The following is a 23,769-nucleotide window of genomic DNA, read 5'->3' as shown; positions in this document are numbered from 1 at the left end:
TGGATCAGATACTGATTCCTACCCAAACAAGAAACGCGCATGCGTCATAAAGCTCTCCTCTTTCTTGGCCTGTTTGGCCTGCTCCTTGCCCTGGCTTGGTGGCGCTTTACCCCTGTTGCTTCACTCGATCCGCCCTTCAGCGAACCCATCCCAGGGGATCCTCTCTTCCACCCGGATCTCTTGATCCAAAGCCGCTCCTTAAGCCAGTTGCCTCGCGATTTGTTGCGCATACCCTTTCTCAGCCAACTGCTCTCCGAAGATTTTCTCTTCTACTACCAGGAAAACGAAACCCGTCTCAGCCTCGAAGGAACCTTGCGCCGTATCGCCTATGAACACCATCTCTCCTGGGATGAAAGCCTCCTTGCCCATCTTCTCGACAGCCCGGCACAACTGGCCCTCTGGAAAAACAAGGATGGCAAACTCAAGGATTATCTATTGCTCCTGCCGCAAGGAGTCGCCGCGCGCCTGCTGCAACCACTGGCCAAAGTCGCCGCCTCCGACCGGCAACTGCAAGAACAGGGCACCCTCACCCTGCCCGATGGCCAAACCCTCACCCTCCACCGGCTACAACTGCAACGCAAAAGCAGCCTCTACTTCACAACCTGGCGTGAGCAACTGCTCATCAGCAACTCCCCCACACTGCTGGAAAGTTCCGCAGAAAACAGTCGCGCCCCCGCGCTGCAGTTGTTTCTGCACCATCTCCCACAGCACTCCCTGGGCAGTAGCCTGCAGTTGCCCCCTCTCAGCGGCAAACATGCCCTCACCATCCGTACCGAGTATCTCTCCTTCGGCTATCAACACTTTTTTCCCTCCCTGCAGGCCCTGCGCTTCCATTATGATGGCCAGCAGTGGCAGACCCAGATGCTTGCTCGCTCCCCCATCCCGGCAGCAACTGAGCTCTGGCAGCGCGTCCCTGCCCTCCCAGCCCTCTGTTTGGCCCTGCCCGTCGAGCCAGCCCGCCTGCTGGAGCTGCTGCGCCCCTGGAGCGATGATCCCCAATTACCCTCTCTGCTGACCGCCCTCAAACCTCCAGCCGCCCTCTGCTGGTATGGCGACTCCGCCCTGCATACCCCCTTGCTGGTCATGCCCCTGGAACAGGAGTCCGCTGCCTGGTTGCCACTCCTGGGTAACCTCTTCTCTCGCGCCATCGGCTCGCCTGTACCACAACGCGATAGCCAAAAAGCACCCCCTCCCCTGCAACCAGTCGTAGAGGAGAGCTGCCCACAAGGTCGGATCTGGCGCCGCATGCTTCGTTCAGCACACGGAATCTCTACCCCCAATCATCCCCAGGGCCATCTGCTCGCCACCTTGGCCCTCTGCCGACAAACCTTGATCTTTACTCCTGACCCCCTGCTCGCCGAACGGGCTCTGGCCCTGCTGGAGCAACGCTATCCCAACGTCGCCGCCCAACTGCCCGCACAATCAGCCGCTTCTCTGCTGCTGCAACCGCCGCAACTGGCTACCCTGCTGCAACGCACGCTTTTGGAAAGCCTCCCCCCGGAAAGTGAAAAGGTGTTTCGTCACAGCGTCCAACAACGGCTGCTGCCCCGCCTCTCCCTGCTCGAAAATGCAGCACCATTGGCCTTGCATACCCCGCAACAGGCTAAAACTTGGGAAAATGTTTCATGGTTCACCTACTGATTCTGCTGCTGCTCCTGCTCTCCCCTGCCTGCTTCGCCAACGAACGCAGCCCCCTCGCCACCCTCTCCCCGGCGCAATCGGAGCTTTTTCGTGCCTGGTTTGTGCGTATCGTCAGCGAACAACTGCGCCAGGGCCCCTCCCCGCGCTGGGTACAACGCGATTGTGCCGGGTTGGTGCGCTATGCCGTTCACGAATCTCTCCGTCCCCACGACTACCAGTGGCGGCACAGCACAGGACTACTGCAGGCCAAACTTCCGGCAGAACTGGCTCTTACTGCCGAGCAGGAACAACTGGGAAAACGCTGGCGAAGCGCCGAAGGGCAACAGGAGAGCTATGTCTCCGCTCTGGCTCTGATTCAGGAAAACAGCCGCTTTGTCAGCCGCAACCCTGTGCAGGCGCGTCCCGGTGACCTACTCTTTTATGATCAGGGCGATGACCAACATCTGATGATCTGGCTGGGTGATGGTGTTGCCTACCACCGGGGCAGCCACTCCCGCAATGATAATGGTATGCGCCGCATTTTATGGCCGGATCTGCTTACTTGGAAGGACAGCCGATGGCAACCTACCGAAGAAAATGCCAATTTTCTCGGCATCTATTCATTCTCATTTCTCTCGCCCTAAGCCTGCTCGGCACCCTCCCTGGCCATGCCAACAGCCTGCCAGGAATTGCCGCCAGCAACTATCAATTGGCCAAAGGGGCTACCTTTTTTCTGCTCGCCGACAGCAGCTTCACCCCCGATGAAGAGGCTACCTTACGCCTGGAAGGAGCCGCTCAGGCTCTGCAACGCTATGAGGGCATCGATATTTTGTTATACCGCATCAACGATCCTCTCGATTTTTTGCGCCGGCAAAGCAATCTGCACCGGGTGCAACAACCCGGTCGCTATGATGGCGAAGGGCTCTCCAACGCTCTTCACTATGTCTGGGATCACTGGTATAAAAAATCCCGTCTGGCCTGGCAACGCCTCTTTTCCGCCGAAGCCCGTGCGCAAGTGGTCACTCAGGTTCCTCTGCTCAGCCAAGCCCCTCCGCACAGCTATGTCACTGAATTTGCCGATCATCCGCAATATCAACCCATCAGTGGTTTACCGCTCCTGCACCGTTTTCGCTATCCCCTCTGGGAAGCAGAACCCATCCCTGCGGCTGGGGCTGGCATCGAACTCCAGGGCTCCAGCCACAACATCAGCGAAAAGCGCCCAGGCAACGTGCGCCTGCCCCTGGGCAAGCTTGCTCCGGGACTCTATCTGGTGGAAGGCTTGTTGGGAAAATTTCGTGCCACTACCCTGCTTTTTGTGGCTGACACGCTGGCCATCAGCAAAACATCCGGCCAGCAAACAGTGGTCTGGACCGCCGACAAACGCACAGGGCAGGCCATCCCTGGCGTCCGCTTGCTGCTGGGTGATGGAACTGGCATCCTGGAAGAGAGCAAGAGCGACAGCGATGGCATCGCCACCTTTAGCCGCCCCAGCCCAGAACGGGCCTATCTGTTGGGAGTGGATCAAAATGGCGGAGTAGTGGTGGCAGAAAATATCTATTTTGATAGTGAAATCCACTCTGCACATCTCTATGCCTTCACCGATCGCCCCCTCTATCGTCCCGGTGATACCGTCCGTTTCAAACTGCTGGGACGCCATTTTCAACAGGCAAACCAATCGCAACCCCTGCAGGCCGGTCCCATTCCACTCTTGGTGCTCGATGCACAAGGACACCCGGTACAAAGCACTACTTTTCATTTGGATCCACAAACCGGTGGCGATGGCCAGTTTCAACTGCCCGATCAGGCCCCCGCCGGCGGTTATACCCTGCGTTTTACCTACCAGAATGAGCCCTATACCGCCTCCTTCCGGGTGGCAAGTTTCAGCAAGCCACACTATGAATTGGAAATTCTCTTTGATCAGGAGAGCTATCAAAGCGGTCAAAGCGTGCACGGCACCATTCGTGCCTTGCAGCCGGGTGGTCAACCCATCAAAGCTCTCAACCTGGAGCTTAATCTGCGCAGCCAGGCGCAAAGCTATGCCCAAAACGAAGCCAACAGCCCAGGACGTTTTCCCATCCTGCTGCAAAACAGAGTGTTGCAAAGCGATGATAACGGTAAAGCCCGCTTCAGCCTGCCTGCCGCCAACACGCCCAGCCTCTATTATCTGCGTGTAGTCGGCAGCGATGGCTCCTCCTCCCGGGTCAGCACCCAAAAAACCATCCGTATTGAAGCGGCCACCCCGCACTATCTTGTGCACTCGGCACGACAGCTTTCACAACCAGGAGAAAGCATTGCCTTTACTGTTCAACGCCTCCCCTCTCCCGCCGGGGAAGCGGTGCGTTGGTCGGCGACCCGTCTCGAAGATCAAAGCAAACAGCAGGGCACTATCCAAGGTGAACAGTTCAGCATTCGCTTTAGCGAACCCGGCTCCTACGCCATCCAGCTTCTTGATGCCCAGGAAAGCGTGATCGGTTCCGGCAATCACTGGGTCTCCGGCAACGGCCTGCAAGCCCCCACAGGCTCTATTGTCATCCATAGCGACCGGCAACGCTATCAGGTAGGTCAAAGTGTGCAAATGCTGATCACCTTTCCTGCCCCAGTGCGCGAAGCCTTGTTGACCTTGGAACAGGAACAGGTGCATCAGGTCGCCCTGCTCAGCAAAGGAGCGGCATGGTTGCGTCGGCAGCGCATCAACGATCAACAATGGCTGGTGGAGATCCCCATCGATGCTCAGATGCAGCCGCAACGGGTTTTTTCGGTGTTGATGATCGAAAAGGGCAGCTTTCTGTTCCAAAACAAAGGCATTCGTATCGATAATGAGCCGATTGCCATTGCTCTGCACAGCGACCGCGAACGCTACCAACCCGGTGAAACGGTGCAAGTGGAGGTGACGACCCACCAGGGAGAACAACCTGTTGCTGCCCATCTTACCGTCAGTGTCGTCGATGAGGCGGTATATCTGTTGCAGACAGAGTTGGCTCCTGATATTCGCGACTTTTTTGGCCACTGGCGACGCAATCAGGTGCGCACCAGCTCCAGTCTGCAATTTTATACCTATGACCAGGCGGTCACAGCCAGCAAAACAGAGGGAGAAAGCCGCTTTCGCCGTCCCAGCAAGCTGTTGCAACGCCCGCGCCGGGAAAATATCGATACCGCCTTGTGGTTGCCACACCTGGCCACTGACAGCAGCGGCAAAGCCCATTTTCGCTTTACTCTGCCTGATGCCGTCACCCGTTGGCGCATCACCGCCCGCGCCACCACCTCCAATGGTCTGGTCGGGCAACAAACCGCCCCCCTTGTGGCCGACAAAGCTGCCTACTTAAAATGGAGCGCCCCCACCCGCTTCCGTCAGGGCGACCGGGTGCAAGGGATCTTGACCGCCTACAACAATCGCTCCACTCCCTTGCAGGTGCAGTTGCGGCTACAAACTGCTGGCGACAAGCTGCAGCGCTCCCTGACCCTGCAGCCGGGCAGCAATCCCTTGCCACTGCCGCTCACCATCGACAAAGAGAGCACAGTGCATGCGGCACTGCTGGCAGATGGGGCGATGATCGATCAACTGGAAATTCCGATCACCCTGCTGCCGCACACCGCAAGCAGCAGTGAACAACTGATCTTGCCACTCAAGGGAGAAACCACTCCTCTCACCCTGCCTGCCAATGCCCAAGAGGTGCAGGTTTTTTTGGGCAACACAGGCAGCCAACAGTGGTGGCGACTAGCCAGTGATCTGATAGACTATCCCTATGGCTGCGCCGAACAGACTGCCAGCCGTCTGCTTCCTCTCACCATGGCCTATCAGGCTTTGCGCCACAATGGCGCCCCTGCCGAGCAGTTGCAACCCTTGCGCAATCGAATCGCCAATCAACGCCTGCGTCTGGCACAGATGGCCGGTCCTGAGGCTGGTTTTGCCTGGTGGGGTGATCAGGGCAAAGGCAGCCCCTTTTTTACTGCCTATGCCTATGCTGCCGAAGCGCGGGCCCTGCAGGCACTCGCCATCACGGTACCGGCCAATCATTGGTACAAGTTGCTGGATACGATCCGCAAAGGCATGGCAGAGGAACCCCTCCTGCTCCAGGCTTTAACCCTCTGGTTTGCCCAGGATCTGGGCTTACCGATACAAAACATGGCTCAAGGGGTGGCCAAAAAGCTCCTCAAACAGACCAAGCCAACACTCTATGGCAGCGGCAAAGCTGGAATGGTGCTCGGCAATCCCGAAAGCGGTGAGGCTCTGGATGTGAGCGTGTTGTTGCTGGATCTGCTGCTCAATCAACCCTCAGCCAGCCTGCCAGAATTGCACAAGGCCGCAGAGCTTGCCCTGCCACGTATGGAAAAAGAGGGATCTGTGTTGGCACAAGCACTCCGCTTGTATCATAAAAATCGCTTTGCCAGCCAGCAGACTCCCCCCAGTGATCTCTTGGCAGATCTGCTCGCACAGGTAGCCGCAGACTCCCCCACCATCGATCGGGCAATCACTCTGTTGTTGTTGGAACGCTGGCTTGCTCCAGAACCATCCAGCACCCCGCAAATCGCTCTGCAGGCTCCTTGGCTGCGCACTGAAAAGCTGCCTGGTCACTACTCCTGGATTTGGCCGCAGAAAGCAGGCGCTCTACCCCATACCCTGCAACTGCATCAAACTCCTCCCCCCTCTTGGCAGGCGCAAGTGCGTTATCAACGACCCAGCGGTGGCAAACCAACCCTGCCCATTACCATCACCCGGCGCTTGTATCGTCTGACTCCGCTCACCGATCGTCCCACACCCGACTATTATTCTGACAACCCAATCGAAACCCTCTTTAGCGCCCAACCTGTTGCGGCGGATCAACCTTTATCCGCCCAGGATCTCTATTTGGATCAAATCATTTTGGAGAGCAAAGGGGGAACATACCGCTATGGTTTGTTGGAGGTGCCCTTACCCCCCGGTGGCGAACGAGAGCCCTTCACCTGGGGGATGGCGGTGACTGGGCTCACCAAGGATGAGCAACCGCTGATGCTGAGCGAGAGCAGAGCCGAAAACCGGGCAGAGAGCTATATCGTACCCATACCAGTCTTGGGAAGCAGTACTGCTGCTGCCGAAAAACGGATTCTGCATCATCTTATTCGGATGCCGCTCCAGGGCAGCTTGCAGGTGCCAGCGGTGCGCTATTTTTCCATGTATAATCCAGAGGCATGGGCAAGCAGTAAACAGGGGATGCGCCTGAGTGTGCGATAAAAAGATGAAACAGAGCCAAGCGTGGCCTATGCTGACTCTTCTGCTGCTGTCCCTGTCATGGACTGGAGCGGCTCTGGCTGAGGCAACCCCCTGTCGGCCTGATGCCACTCTACAGCTCTGGTTGCAAGAACAGGCAGTCCACTGGCGACGGCAACTGCACAGCTATCCCGGAATCGAAGAGCCACCAGCAGTCACCATCTGCCGCCTGGCGCAAGGGGTGCCCCACAGCCGTCATGGGCAGATTTGGCTGCCACCCCTTGACCAAGAGGAGCTCTATCTGTCGCTGGCGCACGAATATCTGCATCTGCTCTTTCGCCACCATCCCAACAGCCGTAACGAAGCGTTTATCGAACAATTGGCCCGCGCCTTGATTTTAGGAGAACCCCCACCATGAAGCGCTGGATGGTTATCGTCGGCCTGCTGTTGCTGCCCTCTCAGGGAGAGACAGCCGGTTTTTCCTGTGCCCAGGCAGCCACTGCAGTGGAGCGCTGGATCTGTCAGGATGCAGAGCTCTCTGCAGCCGATACGCTGTTGGAGGAGCGCTACAAACGGCTGCTTGCCAGTCAGATGCAACATCCCGAAGAGCAGGCGATACTTCGCAAACAGCAATTGCAATGGCTGCGTGAAAGCCGTAACCGCTGTCTGGATGTGCAGTGTCTGCAACTGGCCTATCAACAGCGCAATCTCTCGTTGCAGGAGCAGTTGCCGCAACCGCTTGTCTTGGATGGACCCAGTGGCGGTTGGCGCAATGGCGCCGGTGAGGAGCCAGTCAGCGCCATGAAGGTGAGCTATCCGGCCAGCGGGGTCAACAGCGAGGAGGAGAACGATCTTTTTGCCAGCCCAAAGGGACAAGCTGCGCTGATTCGTGGCCGTATTGCCAGCTCCTTGCTGCAAAAAGAGGAGCCCTGGCGTTTGGTAGTCAATGGTGTACCAATGCCGCTACAGATTCATCCTGATGGCAGCTTTGAGCGACCCTATCTCTTTGGTAACGGCTCCAACAGTGTGGAGATTCGCAGCCCGGATGGCAAACAACAGGTGCGGCGCCAGTTTTATGAAGCCTATGCCGAACAAATGCGGCCACGCTTGCGCATTCTGCTCTCCTGGGATACTCCTGGTACCGATCTGGATCTGCATGTCATCACCCCCCTTGGTGAGCATTGTGCCTATTTTCAACGCAGCGTGCAGAGTGGCGGCGCCCTGGATGTGGATGTCACCACTGGCTATGGGCCGGAGATCTTCTCCCATCCGGCCCCACCCCCTGGCCTCTATCTGGTCTATCTGAACTATTATGGGGGTGGCGGGGATGATCAACAACCGACCCCGCAAACAGCGATTACCGTGGCCACTGTCACCATTGTTCGTGAAGAGGGTACTGCCGATGAAAGCCAACGCAGCTTTACCATCCCGATGCGTCGTCCCGGTGAACTGCTTGAGGTGGCTCAGTTTATCTATCCCTGACTGAGCCGTGAATAGAGATTGCGTGACTGCCTCGCTGCAACAAGCCTAGCCATCACGCACAAAATACCAGCGCTCACTATTGGAAAGATCTGCCCGGTAGCAATAGCCCTCTTCCTGATACTCCTGCAGCGTCAACGGCTCTTGCAAACGCTGGCGCATGATCCAACTGGCCATTCGCCCCCGCGCCCGTTTGGCCAGCAGACCCACCACCTGCCGCTTTTGCGCACGCTGCTCTTGAAACACCGGGGTCAACATCGGCAAACCAGAGAGCGCCTTGCTATACTCTTCGGAGGCGAGATTGACCAGCAGACGCCCTGCCGCCCATTGCGTCAAAACCTGACGCAGAGACTCTCCCCAAAAGGCATAGAGATCCTTGCCGCGTGCGTTGAGCAGACGGGTAGACATCTCCAAACGATAGGGTTGAATCCGATCCAGGGGACGCAGCAGACCATACAATCCTGAAACTATGACCAAAGAGTGTTGTGCATAGAGCCAATCCTCTGTTTGCCATCGCGCCGCTTGCAGCCCTTCGTAGGTATCCCCGTGATAGAGCAAAGCGGCATATTTGCCCACACTCGCGCTGGGTGTCGGGGAAAAGTTTTGCATGCGTTGCCGATTGCGCTCGGCCAGAGCGGGACTAATTTTTAACAATGCGGCCAATGAGTCTTGATCCAGTTGGCGCAACAGAGAGACCAATTGCCAGGCTTCGGCAGCAAAATGGGCTGTACTGGAGGCTACTGGCAACTGAACTGGCGTTTCATCCAGAGTTTTGGCCGGAGAGAGGATCACCAACATGAGGAGGGCTATCCCTGATCAAAACGAAGAAAAGAGAGAACTGTGTAGAATGCAGCTTATATTCTACATACTCTTTTGCAGCCATTCCAGCAGGGCTGAAAGAGTCATCGCTCCAGAGCGCCGCCCATATTCTTGACCCTGCTTAAAAAGAATCAATGTGGGAATGCTTTGAATAGAGTATTGGGCGGCCAAAAGCTGTTCGGCATCGGTATCCACTTTGGCGATACGCAATAACGGCTCCAGTTTGCCTGCTGCCTGGTGCAGAATCGGCGCCATCATTTTGCATGGTCCACACCAGGAGGCCCAAAAATCGACCAGCAAAGGAATCTCACTGTTTTCCAAATGCCGTTCAAAACTCTCCATAGTCAGGTTGAGCGGCTCCCGCAAAAACAGCCCTCCCTTGCAGCGGCCACAACGTCCCTGCAACAGCGGTTTTTCTGCCTGCAGACGATTGACGGCGCTGCATGTGGGACATACAATTTGTCGTGGCTGAACCATTTTTCTTTTCCTTCTTGTGGCACTATCGGATACACAGCACTGGAATCGACACAACCTCTCAGCCGCAGCGAAAACCCTGCCTCCGTTTTCAAGAGAGGAGTGCCCACTCCTGGAATATGGAAACAAGAGTAGCCTTGCGTACTGGTTTGGCAAGATAGCGGGCAAAAGGATCCTTGACCAAGTCGTTTACTTCATCATGATGCAGATCCAAAGCGGTAATTAACACCACCTTGCAACACTGTTCGGCAGGGAGTGCCTGTTGCTCTTCAAAGCGACGAATCGCCCGCCAAGTCTCCCGTCCGTTGAGAACAGGCATCATCATATCCAGCAAGACAACCGAATAGGGCTGCTGCTCCTGCCAGGCAGCGCTAAACAGTTCGATTGCTTCCTGACCATCCATGGCCTGATCACACATTGCAAACGGCTTGAGGATTTGTGCCAGCAACAACCGGTTCATGGACTCATCATCAACGATCAAAGCGCGCATGACCTTATTCCCTCATTTTGCTCATCTACTGCACAGTGCAGTACAGACAAGAATCCCTTCTCCTATTCGCACACGCATATCCTGTTCCATAGTTGTCTGCTGCAAGCAAAACATTGTTAATGCGGCCTCAACAGAGGGCTGTGCAAGCAACGTCTGCTTTTGTGCTGATACATTTTGACAGGAGTTTGTGAAACAATTTGTCGCATTAAGCGGCAAACAATGAGATGTTTTGTGCCAAAAGCCATTGCAACAATTTGTCGCATTAGGCAGCAAGCGATGAGAGGTTTTGTGCCAATACAGGGACTATTCTTTGCCAACCCACGAAATAGTTCTTGCAGATGCCTTCCTCTATTTGTAAGGATGGCGCATGGAGTCTGGATGAATCCGCACAGAATAGGGTTAGCCATTTGGAGGTTTACATGTCATCAGAATCGACCACACAACTGGCCACCTTTGCCGGTGGCTGTTTCTGGTGTATGGAACACCCCTTTGATGTGCTCGAAGGGGTGCTCTCCACCACTGTCGGCTATGCGGGGGGGAGTCTGGACAATCCCAGCTACGAAGCGGTTTGCAGTGGACAAACCGGTCATGCCGAAGTGGTTCAGGTGGCTTTCAATCCGCAATTGATCTCCTATACAGCGCTGCTGCAACGCTTCTGGCTCAATATCGATCCTACCACCAAAAACCGGCAGTTTTGCGACAGTGGCAGCCAATATCGCACCGCCATTTTTTATCACTCCCCCGCACAAGAGCAGGAGGCACTGGCTTCGCTGACCTGGATGGAACACCATAAACCCTTCCCAGAGCCGATAGTCACCGAAATCATCCCCATCGGCACCTTTTGGCCCGCCGAAGAGTATCACCAGAAATATTATCAAAAAAATTCTCTGCGCTATCACAGTTATCGTCGGGCCAGCGGTCGCGAACAACGGTTGCAAAGCCTGTGGAACCGTCTCAATCTGGCATAATTCCGCTAATCTTGCAAAGTCATGCTTGGCAAAAGCCATCATTTCCGCTATAGTGAAGCTCAGAGGCCCTCTCGGATGCTGCGACCTGGATCTCCTGGCAGTTTCGGCACCCCTTCGTACTGTTGCACATCTTCCCGCAGGGCTCCTGAATACTTATTCATCGACTTGTACCAACATCACTTTCAATAGGGAGGTTATTACATGATCCGCAAAACGGTTATCGCCTTGTTCATCGCCGGCCTGTTGAGTATCGCCAATATGGCCGTTCCCAGCAGCTCAGAAGCCTGGTGGGGTTCTCCCTATGGCGGCTATCCCTATTATGGGTATGGCTATCCGGGTTGGGGTGGCTATTATCCTTATTCGGGCTATGGCTATCCGGGTTGGGGCGGTTATCCCTACTATGGCTATCCGGGTTGGGGCGGTTATCCCGGTGGTTGGGGTGGCTCCCCCTGGAATAGCGGCTGGATGCCCTGGAACTGGTGGTAAACCCCTCTTTTCCTCCGCTCTGGAGCCCGTTTTCCGCTCCAGAGCGGAGCCTTCTGCCTGCACAAAACACCTGGATTGCCGACCTGCATCTTCACTCCTCCTATTCACAGGCAACCAGTCGGCAGGCCACCTTGCTGGCTTATCTGCAGGCAGCTCAAAATTGTAGTTTCCCTGTTCGATGAGTGCCTGCAGGTCAATCTGTTCTGCCTCCTCAGCTTACGAAAAATTGCTTTTATCCGTTCCATAGGATAAATTAAAGCGGTTATCTGCAATAGAGTGCCCTAACCGAACAGCATTGAACAATCTTCGGAGTATATGCTTTATGCCTCGTCTGTTTTGCCTGCTGTTGTCTGTTTTGCTCCTCCTGAGCTCTGTTTACCCTCTGCATGCCGATCCACCTCCCTGGGCTGGCAAAGGCAAACATAATCAAGAAGATTCAGAAAATCGTCCCAGTCGGCCAACCCCGCAACAGCCTGAACCCTCCATTCGCCACTTTAACGAACAACAGGTGGAGATCGTTCGGCAATATTATAGTAGCGCCTTCCCAGGTGCTCGCCCTTGCCCACCCGGTCTGGCTAAAAAAAATAATGGCTGCCTGCCTCCCGGTCAGGCTAAAAAATGGCACAAAGGCTATCCGTTACCAGCCGATCTACCCTCCGAATCACTGCCAGCCGAGCTGCTGCAACAACTGGGTCCAGTGGCAAACGGTTATCGATTGCTGCGGGTCGTCGGCGATATCTTGAAAATAGTCTCTGGTACCCGTGTGGTGGTGGATGCCATCCCTGACCTGGGACTGCGTTGATTCTATCCAACTTTCTGGGAGTGACTCAATGACAACCACCGCGCTCTTTTCCCGCAACCGCACCAAGCATCGGCTGCGCCATACTCTCCTTGCCGCCAGTACCCTGGTGCTGCTGCTCGGCGCCTGCCAAAACGTCCCACTTACCGGTCGCAGTCAATTGGCTCTCATCCCCCCCAGCCAAATGATCGCCGATTCAGCGCGTGCCTATGATGATTTTTTGAAAACCGCTCGAGTCATTCGGGGCAGCCGTGAAGCACAAATGGTGCAACAGGTCGGCAGCCGTATCCAACATGCCGTGGAACGCTATCTGCAAGAACGCCATCAAGAACAGCTTCTGGCAGGCTATCATTGGCAGTTTACCCTGGTCGATGAGGATAAAACCCCCAATGCCTTCTGCATGCCAGGAGGCAAAATTGTCGTCTACACCGGCATCTTGCCTCTCACACGCGACGAAGAGGGGTTGGCCGCCGTCCTTGGCCATGAGGTGGCCCATGCCATCGCCCAACATGGCAGCGAACGCGCCAGTCAACAAGCACTCGCCTCAGTGGCCGGTGCTGCCGTCTCCGCCGTCGCCGCCGGGGCTATGACCAAAAACAGCTCCGCCTCTGATCAAAATAAAGCCAGATTGCTGGCAGCAGGCTTTGGCGCCGCTGCCACCTATGGGGTACTGTTGCCCTACAGCCGCCTGCATGAATCAGAAGCCGATCGCATGGGAATGTATTTTATGGCCATGGCAGGCTATAACCCACAAAAAGCGGTCGAACTGTGGGGCCGTTTCAAAGAAGAGGCTCACAAAAATAAACAAAATACCCCCGAATTTTTCTCCACCCATCCCAGCGATGATACCCGTATCGAACAAAATCAGGCGACCCTCGCAGAAGTGATGCCCCTCTACCAAAACAGCCTCGCCCAGCGTCTCGCCGAGGAGAAAAAACGACGTTGAAGCGAACCCTGTTGCCTCAAAATGGGTTGATGCCCTCTCCCCGTTTGCCATGGCTCTCCCTCCTCGCTCTGCTCCTGTCCGAGTTCGGCAGGGTGCGCACCCTCTACGCTATCGACGACCCAGAAATGGGCGCTGTTTTGAGCAGCTCCCCCTTTTCTCTCTGGCAATCACTGCTGGGTATGGGTTTGGGTATACTGGTTTTGGCTGCGGTCCTGAAGTGGAATCATCGCTTGGGGCGGGAGGTCGAAGAGCGCCGCCAGATTGAACAACGACTCAGTCTGGCCCTGGAAGGTGGCAACCTCGGTCTCTGGGATGTGGATCTGCTCTCGGAAACCATGATCGTCAATGGCACATGGGCCGAAATGCTCGGTTATACCCTGGAAGAGATCACCCCCTTGCACCGCTCCTTCTGGTTGAACACCATTCATCCCAACGATCGGGAGCGGGTTTTACAACTGGGTCAAGCCTGTCTCAACGGTCAAGAAGAGCGCTATGTGGCCGAATATCGGGCCATCACCAAAACTGGCAATATTCGTTGGCTGGTTTCACGCGGGGCCATTGTCTCCTATGCGGATGATGGCAAGGCTACCCGCATGGTGGGCACAGTCCTCGACATCACCACACGCAAACAGATGGAAGAGGCGCTCCGGGCTTCAGAGGCTCGTCATGCCTTGATTCTTGCCTCGGTTGCCGATGGCATTTTTGTTATGGATACCAATGGCATCACCACCTTTGCCAATCAGGCAGCCGCCTCCATTCTCGGCTGGAGTGTCGAAGAGTTGATCGGCATCCCCATGCACAGCACCATTCACCACACCTTTGCCAACGGCGCCCCCTATCCAGCCAGCCAATGCCCAACCCGCAAAGCCTATCAACAAGGTATTCCCAGCCATGTGGAGGATGAACTCTATTGGCGCAAAGATGGTACCGGTATCCCAATCGAATACAGCTCGGTACCAATGCGGCAAGAGGGACGACTGATTGGGGCAGCAGTGGTTTTTCGCGATGTCAGCCAACGCCGACAGGCAGAAACGCGCATCCGCATCCTCAACCAATTGGTATATGGCTCGCTGGAATCGGCCTCTGTGGGCGCATGGTGGATCGATTTTAACGAGGAGGATACCTTTCACGCCCTGGATACCACTGCTCGCCTGCTTGGCATGCCCTCCTCCACCGCCAGCGATAAATCCTACCGATTGAGCGAGCTGATGCAACTGCTGACGCACACCAAAGAGCTTTGTGCGGAACATGCCGATCATGTGGATGAAACCCTGACCGCCTTGCAGGGAACCATCTCAGGCAAAAGTGAATTTTTTAATAGCACCTTTCCCAGCCTGTTGGCGGGAGAACGTCTGCGCTGGTTGAATGTGCGCGGTTATGTTGCTCAGCGCAATCATGAAGGGAAAGCGCTCTTGATGACCGGTACCGTGATTGACATCACCGATCAAAAGGATGTGGAACTGGCCATGGAAGAGGCGAAACAGGCTGCCGAGGAGGCGGCCCGTGTCAAATCGGACTTTTTGGCCAATATGAGCCATGAGATTCGCACGCCGATGAATGGTATCATCGGCATGCTGGATCTGATGCAGCAAAGCGCACTCAACGCCTCCCAGCGACGGATGCTCTCCACCATCCAGGAGTCATCGCTTAGCCTGCTCAACATTCTCAATGATATTCTGGATTTTTCCAAAATTGAAGCCGGTAAAATGGTGGTGGAACGCACACCCATGCAGTTGCGCGAAGTGGTGGAAGGCGCGGTGCAACTGATGTTTGCCACAGCCAGCAATAAATCCCTGGATCTATCGGTTTTTGTGGATCCGCAACTGCCGCGTTGGCTGCTTGCCGATCCTACCCGCTTGCGACAGATCATTCTCAACCTGGTTGGCAACGCCGTCAAATTTACCAGCAGCACCCCCCAACAACAGGGAAGAGTGGCTGTCCGCGCCGAACTGCACAAGGATAAGCAACACCACTTTTCCCTGCACATTCGCGACAACGGAATTGGCATTGCTCAGGAAAACTTAAAAAAACTCTTCCGCCCTTTCAGTCAGGCCGATGCCAGCACCTCACGAAAATATGGTGGCACCGGCCTGGGGCTCAGCATCACCCATCGTCTGGTGGAATTAATGGGGGGCACGATCACTGTACAAAGCATACCAGGAAGCTTGACCGAGTTTACAGTCACCCTTCCTTTGGAGCCCTCTGCCCCTCCTCCCACGCACTCTGCCACCTCCGAAATCATACTCCAGGGATTGACCCTGTATATTGTTGCTGGCGATACCATCTACGCACAGATTCTCCTTGCCTACAGTCAGGCTGCAGGAGCGCAGAGTGTGCTGTTTGCCTCCCTGGAACAACTGCAACAGCATTGGCAAACAGATCCTCCGGCACAGGAGCACTCCTTGCTGTTGGTGGATGCGGAAGAACAGGAGATCCCTGCCCATTCCTTGCCTGCAGGAATACGCTTACTGCGTCTGCAGCGACAGGCACGGGCTGCCTCCTGGTCTGGCTGTGTGGCCATTCCGGCCATGCCGCTTCTCTACCAGGAGTTGATTGCCAACTTGGCGGTGGCCAGTGGCCGCATGAAGGCCAGTGCCTTGGTCGCCATGACCGAGCGTCGGCAACGCCCCCGGCAAGCAGTGCCCAGCATCGACGAAGCCATCGCCAGCGGAACATTGATTTTGCTGGCAGAGGATAATGAAATCAACCGTGAGGTGATCAGTGAACAACTGCGTCTGTTGGGTTATGCTGCCGAAGTGGCCGAAGATGGAGAGGTGGCCTTGCACATGTGGCGCAGTGGTCGCTATGCCCTGCTGTTGACCGACTGTCATATGCCCAACCGGGATGGTTTTTCTTTAACCACTGCCATTTTGCAGGAAGAGAAGCCTGGCCAACATCGACCGATCATTGCCGTGACTGCCAACGCCTTGCAGGGAGAGGCAGAACGCTGTCTGGCGCACGGCATGGATGATTATCTCTCCAAGCCATTGCGCATGGCTGAACTGGGTGCCATGCTCAACAAATGGCTGCCATTGGCTCAGAATACCGCAGCGGATAGCGCCAATGAGCACTGTCCAACGACTGCCACAACCAAGGAGATCTCCTTGACTGGCACCACAGAGAGGAGAGCATCCTCCACGGACAAAGGCGAGCCGAGCCATCCCTCCTCTGTGGCGGCCCAGCAGGAAGAGGAGAGTATGGAGTTGCCGCTATGGGATGCCTCCACCATAAGCCGGATGGTGGGAGAAAATCCCCAGATGCAGCGGCGTCTGTTGGAAAAATTTTTGCACAGCGCCCCGCAACAGATGGGTGCCATCCAGGAGGCTTTGGAAGCTGGGCAAATGGACAAGGTAGGGCAGATTGCCCATGCTTTTAAGTCGGCAGCGCGCATGGTGGGAGCGCTGCGCCTGGGCGAACTGTTGCAAACGACGGAACGTGCCGGTAAAGCGGGTGATGAAGAACAGTGCAAGCAGCTTTTATGGCCCACGCTGCAAGGATTGATGCAGGAGAGTCAACTGGCCATTGAAGCATTTTTGCAACACAAGGGGGACAGTGAATGAACGAACGGTTATTGATTGTCGATGATGATGCGTTCATGCGTTCGGTTACTGAAGAGCTGTTGCAAGAGGCCGGATATGCGGTTACCGGCTCCGAGGATGGCTTGGATGCGTGGCAACGCCTGGAAGAGTACAGTGAACCATTTGATTTAATCCTTCTCGACTGGCAGATGCCGCGCATGGATGGCATGGAACTGCTCCAGAGACTGAAAGCGGATGCACGTTTTCGCGAGCTGCCGGTGGTGATGCTGACCGGACACGATCGCCAACAGGAGATTGCTGCCGGACTGGCAGCCGGCGCCTATTATTATCTGACCAAACCTTCCCCGGAAAATGTGTTGCGCTGTGTCATACGCAATGCCCTGCAGGATGTGCGGCAAAAGAGGGAGTTGCGCCAGCAGATTGGTCAGAAGACCATGGCTTTGCATCTGTTGCGACAGGCAGAGTTTCAGTTACAAACCCTGCCGGAGGCGGAAAAGATCTCTTTGCTGTTGGCCGAGGTCAGTCAACAACCAGAGCGCACCATCGGTGGCTATTCGGAGTTGTTGATCAACGCTATCGAACATGGCAATCTCGGTATCTCCTATGCGGAAAAGAGCCAACTGGTGCTCAGTGGTATCTGGCGCCAGGAGGTGGAGACGCGCCTGCAACAACCTCCCTATCGGGAGCGCAAAGTGACGGTGCGCCTGGAAAACAGCAGCGAGATGTGCATGGTCACCATCATCGATCAGGGAGCGGGATTTAATTGGCAACCCTATCTGGAATTTAGTACCGAACGCGCCTTTGATCTGCATGGCCGCGGTGTGGCCATGTCCAAGGCGGGCAGCTTTGATGGTCTGGAATATCAAGGCAACGGCAACACCGTGGTTACTCGTGTGCTGCGCAACAGGTAAGCAGATGATCCTCTGGAGTATGCACTAACCCTGCAGAGATTTCTGCAACACCTCCAGCTCCTGCAGCGCCTCTTTCATACGATATTTGCGCAGACGCTGTTCCAGCCGTTCGATACTGGCCAACTCCTCTCCCTGCCCGGCAAAGCGGCGCATCTCGCTCAGCAGCGGAAAACAGGGTTTGGGCCGACTGGCCTGCAGATGCGGCAACATCTCCTCGATCAAGGTACGCAACTGCTCCACCTGCAGGCTGTTATTCTCCCCAGCCGTTGCTCCTGCCTGCTCTCCGCCTTGCCAGGTAGCACACCCCTTCTCCAAAATGGTGACCACCTCCTGCAACAGGAGAGAGAGTTGCAACAACGACTCCTCCTCTGGATAGCGGCCAGCCGCTACCATCTCTTCCAACTGCGCGCTGCACTCTTGCAAACGTAGCGCCCCGACACTGCCCGCCACCCCCTTCAAGGTGTGCAACAATCGCTCCGCTGCCTGCAGATCTTCCACAGCCAACGACTGGCGCAACTCTTGATCGGCTTGACGCTGCCCTTCCAGAAAACGCATCATCAATTTGCCAAAAAGCGCCGTGTTCCCTCCCAAGCGGACTAAAGCCCCCTGCCAGGCCAAACCAGGCAAGGGAGGAATCTCTCCTGGTGGATGACGGCTCTGTACCGCCTGTGCCGCACGCTGTTCTTGCAAGGCGTGCAAGCCCTGGGGATGCAGATGACGCAACAAACTTTGAAACAGCAGATCAACATCAATTGGTTTGGCCAAATGGTCATTCATGCCCAGTTCCAGGCAGTGTTCCCGCTCTCCCGCCATGACGTTGGCTGTCATCGCCAGAATGGGCAACTCTCTGCCCTCAGGAAGCGCCCGAATCTGTCTGGTCGCCTCATATCCATCCATCACTGGCATCTGCAGATCCATCAATATGGCGACAAACAACTCCCCCTTCTGCACCGCCTGCACTGCCTGCAATCCATTCTCCGCCAACTGCACTGTAAAACCTGCCAAGGTCAACAGCTCCTGTGCCACCTGCTGATTGAAGGCATTATCCTCTACCAGCAAAATCGGCCCCTGCTGACTACGCTCCCCTAACAGATCGCGATAGAGCTCCAACGAGTGCCGACCTAAACCTTCCAGTTCCTCCTCCCCCTCCTCTGCCGAGGGCAGGTCAAAACGGGCAGTAAATCGAAAAGTGCTGCCCTCTCCCGGCTGGCTCTGTACCGCAATAGTGCCTTGCATCATCTCCACCAGATGCCGACTGATCGACAAACCCAGACCAGTGCCACCATAGCGGCGGGTGGTCGAACTGTCGGCCTGGGAAAACGATTGAAAGAGCTTTTTTTGTTCGGCCTCGGTCATGCCGATGCCACTATCCTGCACCTCAAAACACAACAACACCTGCTCTGCCGATGCTTCCTCCACCGCAACCCGAATCTGCACTGCACCCCGTTCGGTAAATTTGACCGCATTTCCCGCCAAATTGAGCAACACCTGTTGCAAGCGCAGCGCATCCCCTATCAACCGGCTCGGCACATCCTCGTGCCGCTCTATGCTCAAAGAGAGCCCCTTTTCCTCGGCTGGCAGAGCCAACACTGTTGCCAAATGTTCCAAAACATCAGACAAAGGAAAAACCAGCCGTTCCATCTCCAAACGGCGGGCTTCAATCTTGGAAAAATCCAGAATATCATTCAAAATCCGTAACAACGAATGGGCAGCCCGCTCGATCTTGCGCAGATAACCCTCCTGTTTTTCCGTCAGGTTGCTGCGCAGACACAAACCGCTCATGCCGATAATGGCATTCATCGGGGTGCGAATCTCATGGCTCATGTTGGCCAAAAATTCACTCTTGGCCCGGTTGGCCTCTTCCGCCGCCTGCTTGGCGTTGCGCAACTGCTGATCCATCTCTTTGCGCAGAGTAATATCCTCCTTGACCGCCACAAAGTGGGTGATCTCGCCATTGACCCCACGCAGTGGCGAGATGGAGACCGACTCCCAAAAACAGTCGCCACTCTTTTTGCGGGTGTGAAACTCCCCATGCCACTCCCGACCCGCCATAATCGATTCCCAGAGCTGATGATACTCTTGCGGCTGGGTATGGCCCGATTTCAGAATACGGGTATGTTGGCCTATCGCCTCCTCGCGACTGTAACCGGTATTTTCGCAAAACTTGGGATTGACATATTCAATAATACCACGCAAATCGGTGATCACCACCGTTACCGGACTCTGTTCCACCGCATGATAGAGCTTTTGCAACATCTCTTCAGCCCGTTTACGCTCAATCAAACCGGCCAGGGTGGTGGTCACCAAACCAAGAAAATCACCTGCCAACTCCTCTTGTCGTGCCCCTGAACGCAAATAGAGATTTAATACCCCCAGCAACTGCTCACCCGCTTGAATCGGCAAACAGAGATGCCCATGCGGCTGCATCCCATCAAAACGAATCTCATGGCGCTCATCCACATGCGCAGCAAAAAGCAGCTCTCTTGTTTCTGCCGCCCGACCACACAAACACTGCCCGATCCGAATGTGCGCACAACGCTGTAGCAATTCTGGATGCAGATCGACCTGGGCGCTCATCTGCAAACGATTTTGACCAACCATTTTGAGAAAGACCGCCCCCCGTCTCTCTACCGGCAACCAGGGAATAGCCAAGATCCGTTGCAAAGCATGCTGCATGATCACCGGCAGCGGCTCCGACAACAAAGACAACTGCAAAATATCATTGACCACACCCTTGGCACGGTCGGCATTTTCCGCCCGCTCCTTGGCCCGCATCAGCGCCTCTTCGGTCTTTTTCAGATGGGTAATATCATGCGCCAACATGACAAAACCATCCAAACGCCCCCCTTTGGCAAAAATAGGGGTCAAACGAAACTGCTGCCAGCGCACCTCATTCTCTGCCTCTTGTGAGTCGCTACAGCAACGTATTGCCATCAAACCCTGCCAAGGGACACCACGCAAAATGGCTTGACGAATCGCCTCTTGATCGGTTGCTTCATGCAAGGTATCGGTCAAGTCATAAAAATAGCGCCCCTCCAACTCAGGCAGAGAGAGGCCACTCAAGCGCACAAAACCAGGATTGATATATTGAATCCTGCCGACAGGATCGGTCGCGGCAATGGCATCTTCCACATCCTCCACCACCTTTTGCAAGCGCAACTGCCTCGATGCTGCCACCTTCAAACGCCACAGAGCATCCCCAAACAGCCACAGCAACAAAAAGGAGGCACAGATCAATAACACCTGATAACCGGAAGAAACCTTGCGATCACGCTCCAAATGGTCGGAAGCAACCCGCATCAAGCGATGCCAGCGGTCGGCAATCGGGACATCCAGAATTTGATAGAGCAGTTGATCGGTACGCGGCTTCCACTGCAAAATCAGCATCACATGCGCCAGAAGATCGGCAAAACGGGGATGTTTGGCCAATCCGCTCACATGTCCTTCCAGTCTATGCAGCACAACATCCTCTTCCTGATTGCCGGGCAACAACACCAACTCCGCCAGCAAGGCTACCAGTGAGATCACCTCCTGATGCTGCGACTGTTGCTGCTCAACTGCGGGGGGCTGTTGTTCGGCCAGAGGTTCCATGGCCATAATCGGAAGATGGGAAAGAGAGTTTTTCAGAATGGCATGACCCGACTTAAACTGTTCGATCCAGGCCAATTTTTGCAGAACATCCTGTTGCAGAATCAACCATGCCTGACGATAATCCAGTGCATCGGCCTGCAGCCATTGCAACGGTTGTTGCGCCTGCTGCAATGCCAAAAGAACCTGCTGTTGATAGCTGACCGTATCATCATAATGGGGCAACAAACCAAAACGGATCAGTACCAACTGCTGATTGATGCGCGTCTCCATGTCGGCAGAGCGCGCCACCAACTCATCCAGCTCTTGATAGGGACGTTGTTCCACACCGATCTGGTTGGCCAACCAGATCATCAAGCCACTGATCACAATGCCGGCCACCCAGCGCAAGATCCCCCCGCGCTTCATGGACAAGCTCCTGCCAAACTCCCCTCCAAGGTCGCCAAGAAGGCCAACAGTTTGGCAACATCGGTGCGGCTCAAAGTGCGACCCAACTGCATACGTGCCATACGATGCACCGCCTCCTCCAGGGTAGGAACACTACCATCATGGAAATAGGGTGCGCTGCGCGTTACCAGACGCAACGAGGGCACTTTGAACACCTGACGATCCTCATCATTGCCGGTCACGCGAAAACGGTCTTGCGTTTCATGGCTATGCTCTGCCCACTGCCACCCTCCCTCGCGGCGACGATCCAAAAATATTCCTGATTTTTGGTATAAATTGCCACCCAGATTGACCCCCTGATGACAGGAAGCACAGCCAATCTCCTTAAAGAGCTGATAGCCTTCGCGTTCCAACTGGGAAATCGCCTCTTTTTCTCCACGCAAATAGCGATCAAAGCGGCTGTTGGCCAGCACCAAAGAGCGTACAAATTCTGCCAGCGCATTCTGAATATGCACAGCCTGCACCTTGCCATGATAGATACGGGCAAAAGCCTCGCGATAGAAAGAATCAGCAGCCAACTTCTGTTCCAGCTCCGGCCAGCTTTTGTTCATCTCGATGCGTATTGCCTCTTCCGCCTGCTCTTCCAGAGTGCGTACCCGACCATTCCAGAATTGGGCAATCTGATAGCGCACATTATAGACCGTGGGCGTGTTCAATTCTGTCAGAGAGCCATCGGCACGCTGCGACAAGGGCAGGTTGTCACTACCCCAACGCTCCAGAGGATGGCAACTCGCACACGAACGGCTGTCATTGAAAGAGAGACGCGGATCCTGAAACAAAATCCGTCCCAACTGCACCTTCGCCAGCGACAACTGGGTACAGGTCGGCAAAGGTTGGACCGGTTCCCGATCCCAACCTTCCGCCAGCAGCGCATTGCCCACGCCTATCGCAAGGCAAATAATCAGCACCCTGAGCAGGTTAACGCATGTCGGCAAACGATTCCTCATACTCCTGCTCTTTCCAACTCTCCCGTATCGCCAACACCTGTGGCAAAATTGTGACAAACAAAGGCACCAACTGCGGGTCAAAATGGCTACCCGCATTCTTGCGCAACAAGTCGGTCGCCTGTTCAATGCTCCAGGCCGGTTTGTAGGGTCTTTTGGTAGTCAAAGCATCAAAAACATCGGCAATGGCCACAATACGCCCCGCGATGGGAATCTCTTCTCCCTGCAAACCATGCGGATAACCGGAACCATCCCACTTTTCATGGTGGGTCAAGGCAACAGAACGGGCCATCTGCAACAGGTCAGAGGATTGATCGCCGATGATCCCGGCACCAATCTCTGGATGGCTGCGCATGATCTGCCACTCCTCTTCGGTTAACCGACCCGGTTTCAGCAAAATAATATCCGGGATGCCAATCTTGCCAATATCGTGCATGGGAGCAGCGTTCAACAAGGTGTCCGCCCATTTTTCCCCCATGCCTGCCGCCAGAGCCAACAGGCGGGAATAGTGACTCATGCGGATGACGTGCAATCCGGTTTCGTTGTCCTTGTATTCAGCAGCCCGACCCAAACGGCGAATAATCTCCAGGCGGGTCTGTTCCAATTCAAGATTTTTTTGATGCAACTGCTCGGTACGATGGCGCACCTTCTCTTCCAAAACCTCATTGGCCTCTGCCAACTCCCGACGCGCCTGCAGCAGTTGCAGATGGGTCCGCACCCGCGCCAAAACCACCGCTGGACTGAATGGTTTGGTGATATAGTCCACCGCGCCCAGCTCCAAACCATAGGTTTCATCCTCGGTCTCCTGCTTGGCGGTCACAAAAATTACCGGTATGTCTCGCGTTGCGGCATCCTGTTTCAGACGACGGCAAACCTCATAGCCGTCCATCTCCGGCATCATCACATCCAAAAGAATCAAATCGGGATGACGATCCGGTATATCTTCCAGTGCTGTCACCCCATCCAAGGCGACACTGACATCATAGATCTCGCCCAAAGTCTCCAATAAAATATCGATATTGGTTTCGGTATCATCCACGACAAAAATTTTTGCTGCTGGCTCGTCCGACATGA

Annotated in this window: 17 protein-coding genes; 11 read left to right on the top strand and 6 right to left on the bottom strand. The window is 55.2% G+C overall.

Annotated elements, in window-relative coordinates; all coding sequences use genetic code 11:
• The first annotated feature begins 39 nt into the window (after nt 1–39).
• Genes EJP87_RS01030 through EJP87_RS01010 form a run of 5 tightly spaced genes read left to right on the top strand, consistent with a single transcriptional unit; the run spans nt 40 to nt 8,287 of the window.
• The gene (locus tag EJP87_RS01030) at nt 40–1,641 is read left to right on the top strand and encodes a DUF2138 family protein (RefSeq protein ID WP_130470005.1); all 1,602 of its coding nucleotides are present in this window, start codon (nt 40–42) and stop codon (nt 1,639–1,641) included.
• On the top strand, nt 1,626–2,264 hold the full coding sequence (locus tag EJP87_RS01025) for a DUF1175 family protein (RefSeq protein ID WP_130470004.1): 639 nt from the start codon (nt 1,626–1,628) through the stop codon (nt 2,262–2,264). Before EJP87_RS01030 ends, EJP87_RS01025 begins: the two co-directional genes overlap by 16 nt.
• Nucleotides 2,198–6,829, top strand: coding sequence for an MG2 domain-containing protein (locus EJP87_RS01020; protein WP_193771031.1), 4,632 nt, complete (start codon nt 2,198–2,200; stop codon nt 6,827–6,829). The genes EJP87_RS01025 and EJP87_RS01020 overlap by 67 nt, the downstream gene beginning before the upstream one ends.
• A gap of 4 nt (nt 6,830–6,833) precedes the next feature.
• Nucleotides 6,834–7,223, top strand: a complete 390-nt coding sequence (locus EJP87_RS01015) for a DUF2300 domain-containing protein (protein ID WP_130470002.1) — start codon at nt 6,834–6,836, stop codon at nt 7,221–7,223.
• Complete coding sequence (locus EJP87_RS01010) at nt 7,220–8,287, top strand: DUF2135 domain-containing protein (RefSeq protein ID WP_130470001.1); 1,068 nt, start codon at nt 7,220–7,222, stop codon at nt 8,285–8,287. The genes EJP87_RS01015 and EJP87_RS01010 overlap by 4 nt, the downstream gene beginning before the upstream one ends.
• A 45-nt stretch (nt 8,288–8,332) precedes the next feature.
• Here the strand turns inward: EJP87_RS01010 and EJP87_RS01005 are convergent, their stop codons facing one another.
• The 3 genes from EJP87_RS01005 to EJP87_RS00995 form a co-directional block, all read right to left on the bottom strand.
• Nucleotides 8,333–9,082 (bottom strand): YaaA family protein, encoded by a 750-nt coding sequence (locus EJP87_RS01005; protein ID WP_130470000.1) that lies wholly within the window; start codon nt 9,080–9,082, stop codon nt 8,333–8,335.
• Nucleotides 9,083–9,145: 63 nt separating this feature from the next.
• Nucleotides 9,146–9,580 (bottom strand): thioredoxin TrxC, encoded by a 435-nt coding sequence (gene trxC / locus EJP87_RS01000; RefSeq protein WP_130469999.1) that lies wholly within the window; start codon nt 9,578–9,580, stop codon nt 9,146–9,148.
• Between the two features lie 88 nt (nt 9,581–9,668).
• Nucleotides 9,669–10,067: a response regulator gene (locus EJP87_RS00995; protein ID WP_130469998.1), complete on the bottom strand. Its 399-nt coding sequence runs from the start codon at nt 10,065–10,067 to the stop codon at nt 9,669–9,671.
• 419 nt (nt 10,068–10,486) lie between these two features.
• On the opposite strand from EJP87_RS00995, the gene msrA reads away from it, so the two are divergent.
• The 6 genes from msrA to EJP87_RS00965 all read left to right on the top strand — a co-directional run bounded on the left by msrA (nt 10,487) and on the right by EJP87_RS00965 (nt 17,716).
• Nucleotides 10,487–11,035 (top strand): peptide-methionine (S)-S-oxide reductase MsrA, encoded by a 549-nt coding sequence (gene msrA / locus EJP87_RS00990; protein ID WP_130469997.1) that lies wholly within the window; start codon nt 10,487–10,489, stop codon nt 11,033–11,035.
• 201 nt (nt 11,036–11,236) lie between these two features.
• Nucleotides 11,237–11,521: a hypothetical protein gene (locus EJP87_RS00985; protein ID WP_193771030.1), complete on the top strand. Its 285-nt coding sequence runs from the start codon at nt 11,237–11,239 to the stop codon at nt 11,519–11,521.
• Between the two features lie 322 nt (nt 11,522–11,843).
• Nucleotides 11,844–12,323 carry a hypothetical protein gene (locus EJP87_RS00980; RefSeq protein ID WP_130469996.1) on the top strand — a complete coding sequence of 160 codons (480 nt, stop codon included), beginning with the start codon at nt 11,844–11,846 and terminating at the stop codon, nt 12,321–12,323.
• 28 nt (nt 12,324–12,351) lie between these two features.
• Nucleotides 12,352–13,266: a M48 family metallopeptidase gene (locus EJP87_RS00975; RefSeq protein WP_130469995.1), complete on the top strand. Its 915-nt coding sequence runs from the start codon at nt 12,352–12,354 to the stop codon at nt 13,264–13,266.
• Nucleotides 13,263–16,826 carry a PAS domain S-box protein gene (locus EJP87_RS00970; RefSeq protein WP_130469994.1) on the top strand — a complete coding sequence of 1,188 codons (3,564 nt, stop codon included), beginning with the start codon at nt 13,263–13,265 and terminating at the stop codon, nt 16,824–16,826. The genes EJP87_RS00975 and EJP87_RS00970 overlap by 4 nt, the downstream gene beginning before the upstream one ends.
• Complete coding sequence (locus tag EJP87_RS00965) at nt 16,823–17,716, top strand: response regulator (protein ID WP_130469993.1); 894 nt, start codon at nt 16,823–16,825, stop codon at nt 17,714–17,716. The genes EJP87_RS00970 and EJP87_RS00965 overlap by 4 nt, the downstream gene beginning before the upstream one ends.
• Nucleotides 17,717–17,740: 24 nt before the next feature.
• Here EJP87_RS00965 and EJP87_RS00960 read toward each other — a convergent pair whose 3' ends face one another.
• The 3 genes from EJP87_RS00960 to EJP87_RS00950 are packed head-to-tail and all read right to left on the bottom strand — an operon-like array spanning nt 17,741 to nt 23,767.
• Nucleotides 17,741–21,712 carry a PAS domain S-box protein gene (locus EJP87_RS00960; RefSeq protein ID WP_130469992.1) on the bottom strand — a complete coding sequence of 1,324 codons (3,972 nt, stop codon included), beginning with the start codon at nt 21,710–21,712 and terminating at the stop codon, nt 17,741–17,743.
• Complete coding sequence (locus EJP87_RS00955; protein WP_227657391.1) at nt 21,709–22,632, bottom strand: cytochrome-c peroxidase; 924 nt, start codon at nt 22,630–22,632, stop codon at nt 21,709–21,711. The genes EJP87_RS00960 and EJP87_RS00955 overlap by 4 nt, the downstream gene beginning before the upstream one ends.
• 37 nt (nt 22,633–22,669) lie before the next feature.
• A complete protein-coding gene (locus EJP87_RS00950; protein WP_130469990.1) occupies nt 22,670–23,767 on the bottom strand; it encodes a response regulator in 1,098 nt (365 codons plus the stop codon).
• Nucleotides 23,768–23,769 lie beyond the last annotated feature (2 nt).

The organism is Candidatus Magnetaquicoccus inordinatus (assembly GCF_004217665.1).
In the GTDB taxonomy this organism is placed as follows: Bacteria; Pseudomonadota; Magnetococcia; order Magnetococcales; family Magnetaquicoccaceae; genus Magnetaquicoccus; species Magnetaquicoccus inordinatus.
The sequence above is the reverse complement of the archived record's forward strand: the minus strand, read 5'-3'. Positions and strand labels throughout refer to the sequence as shown.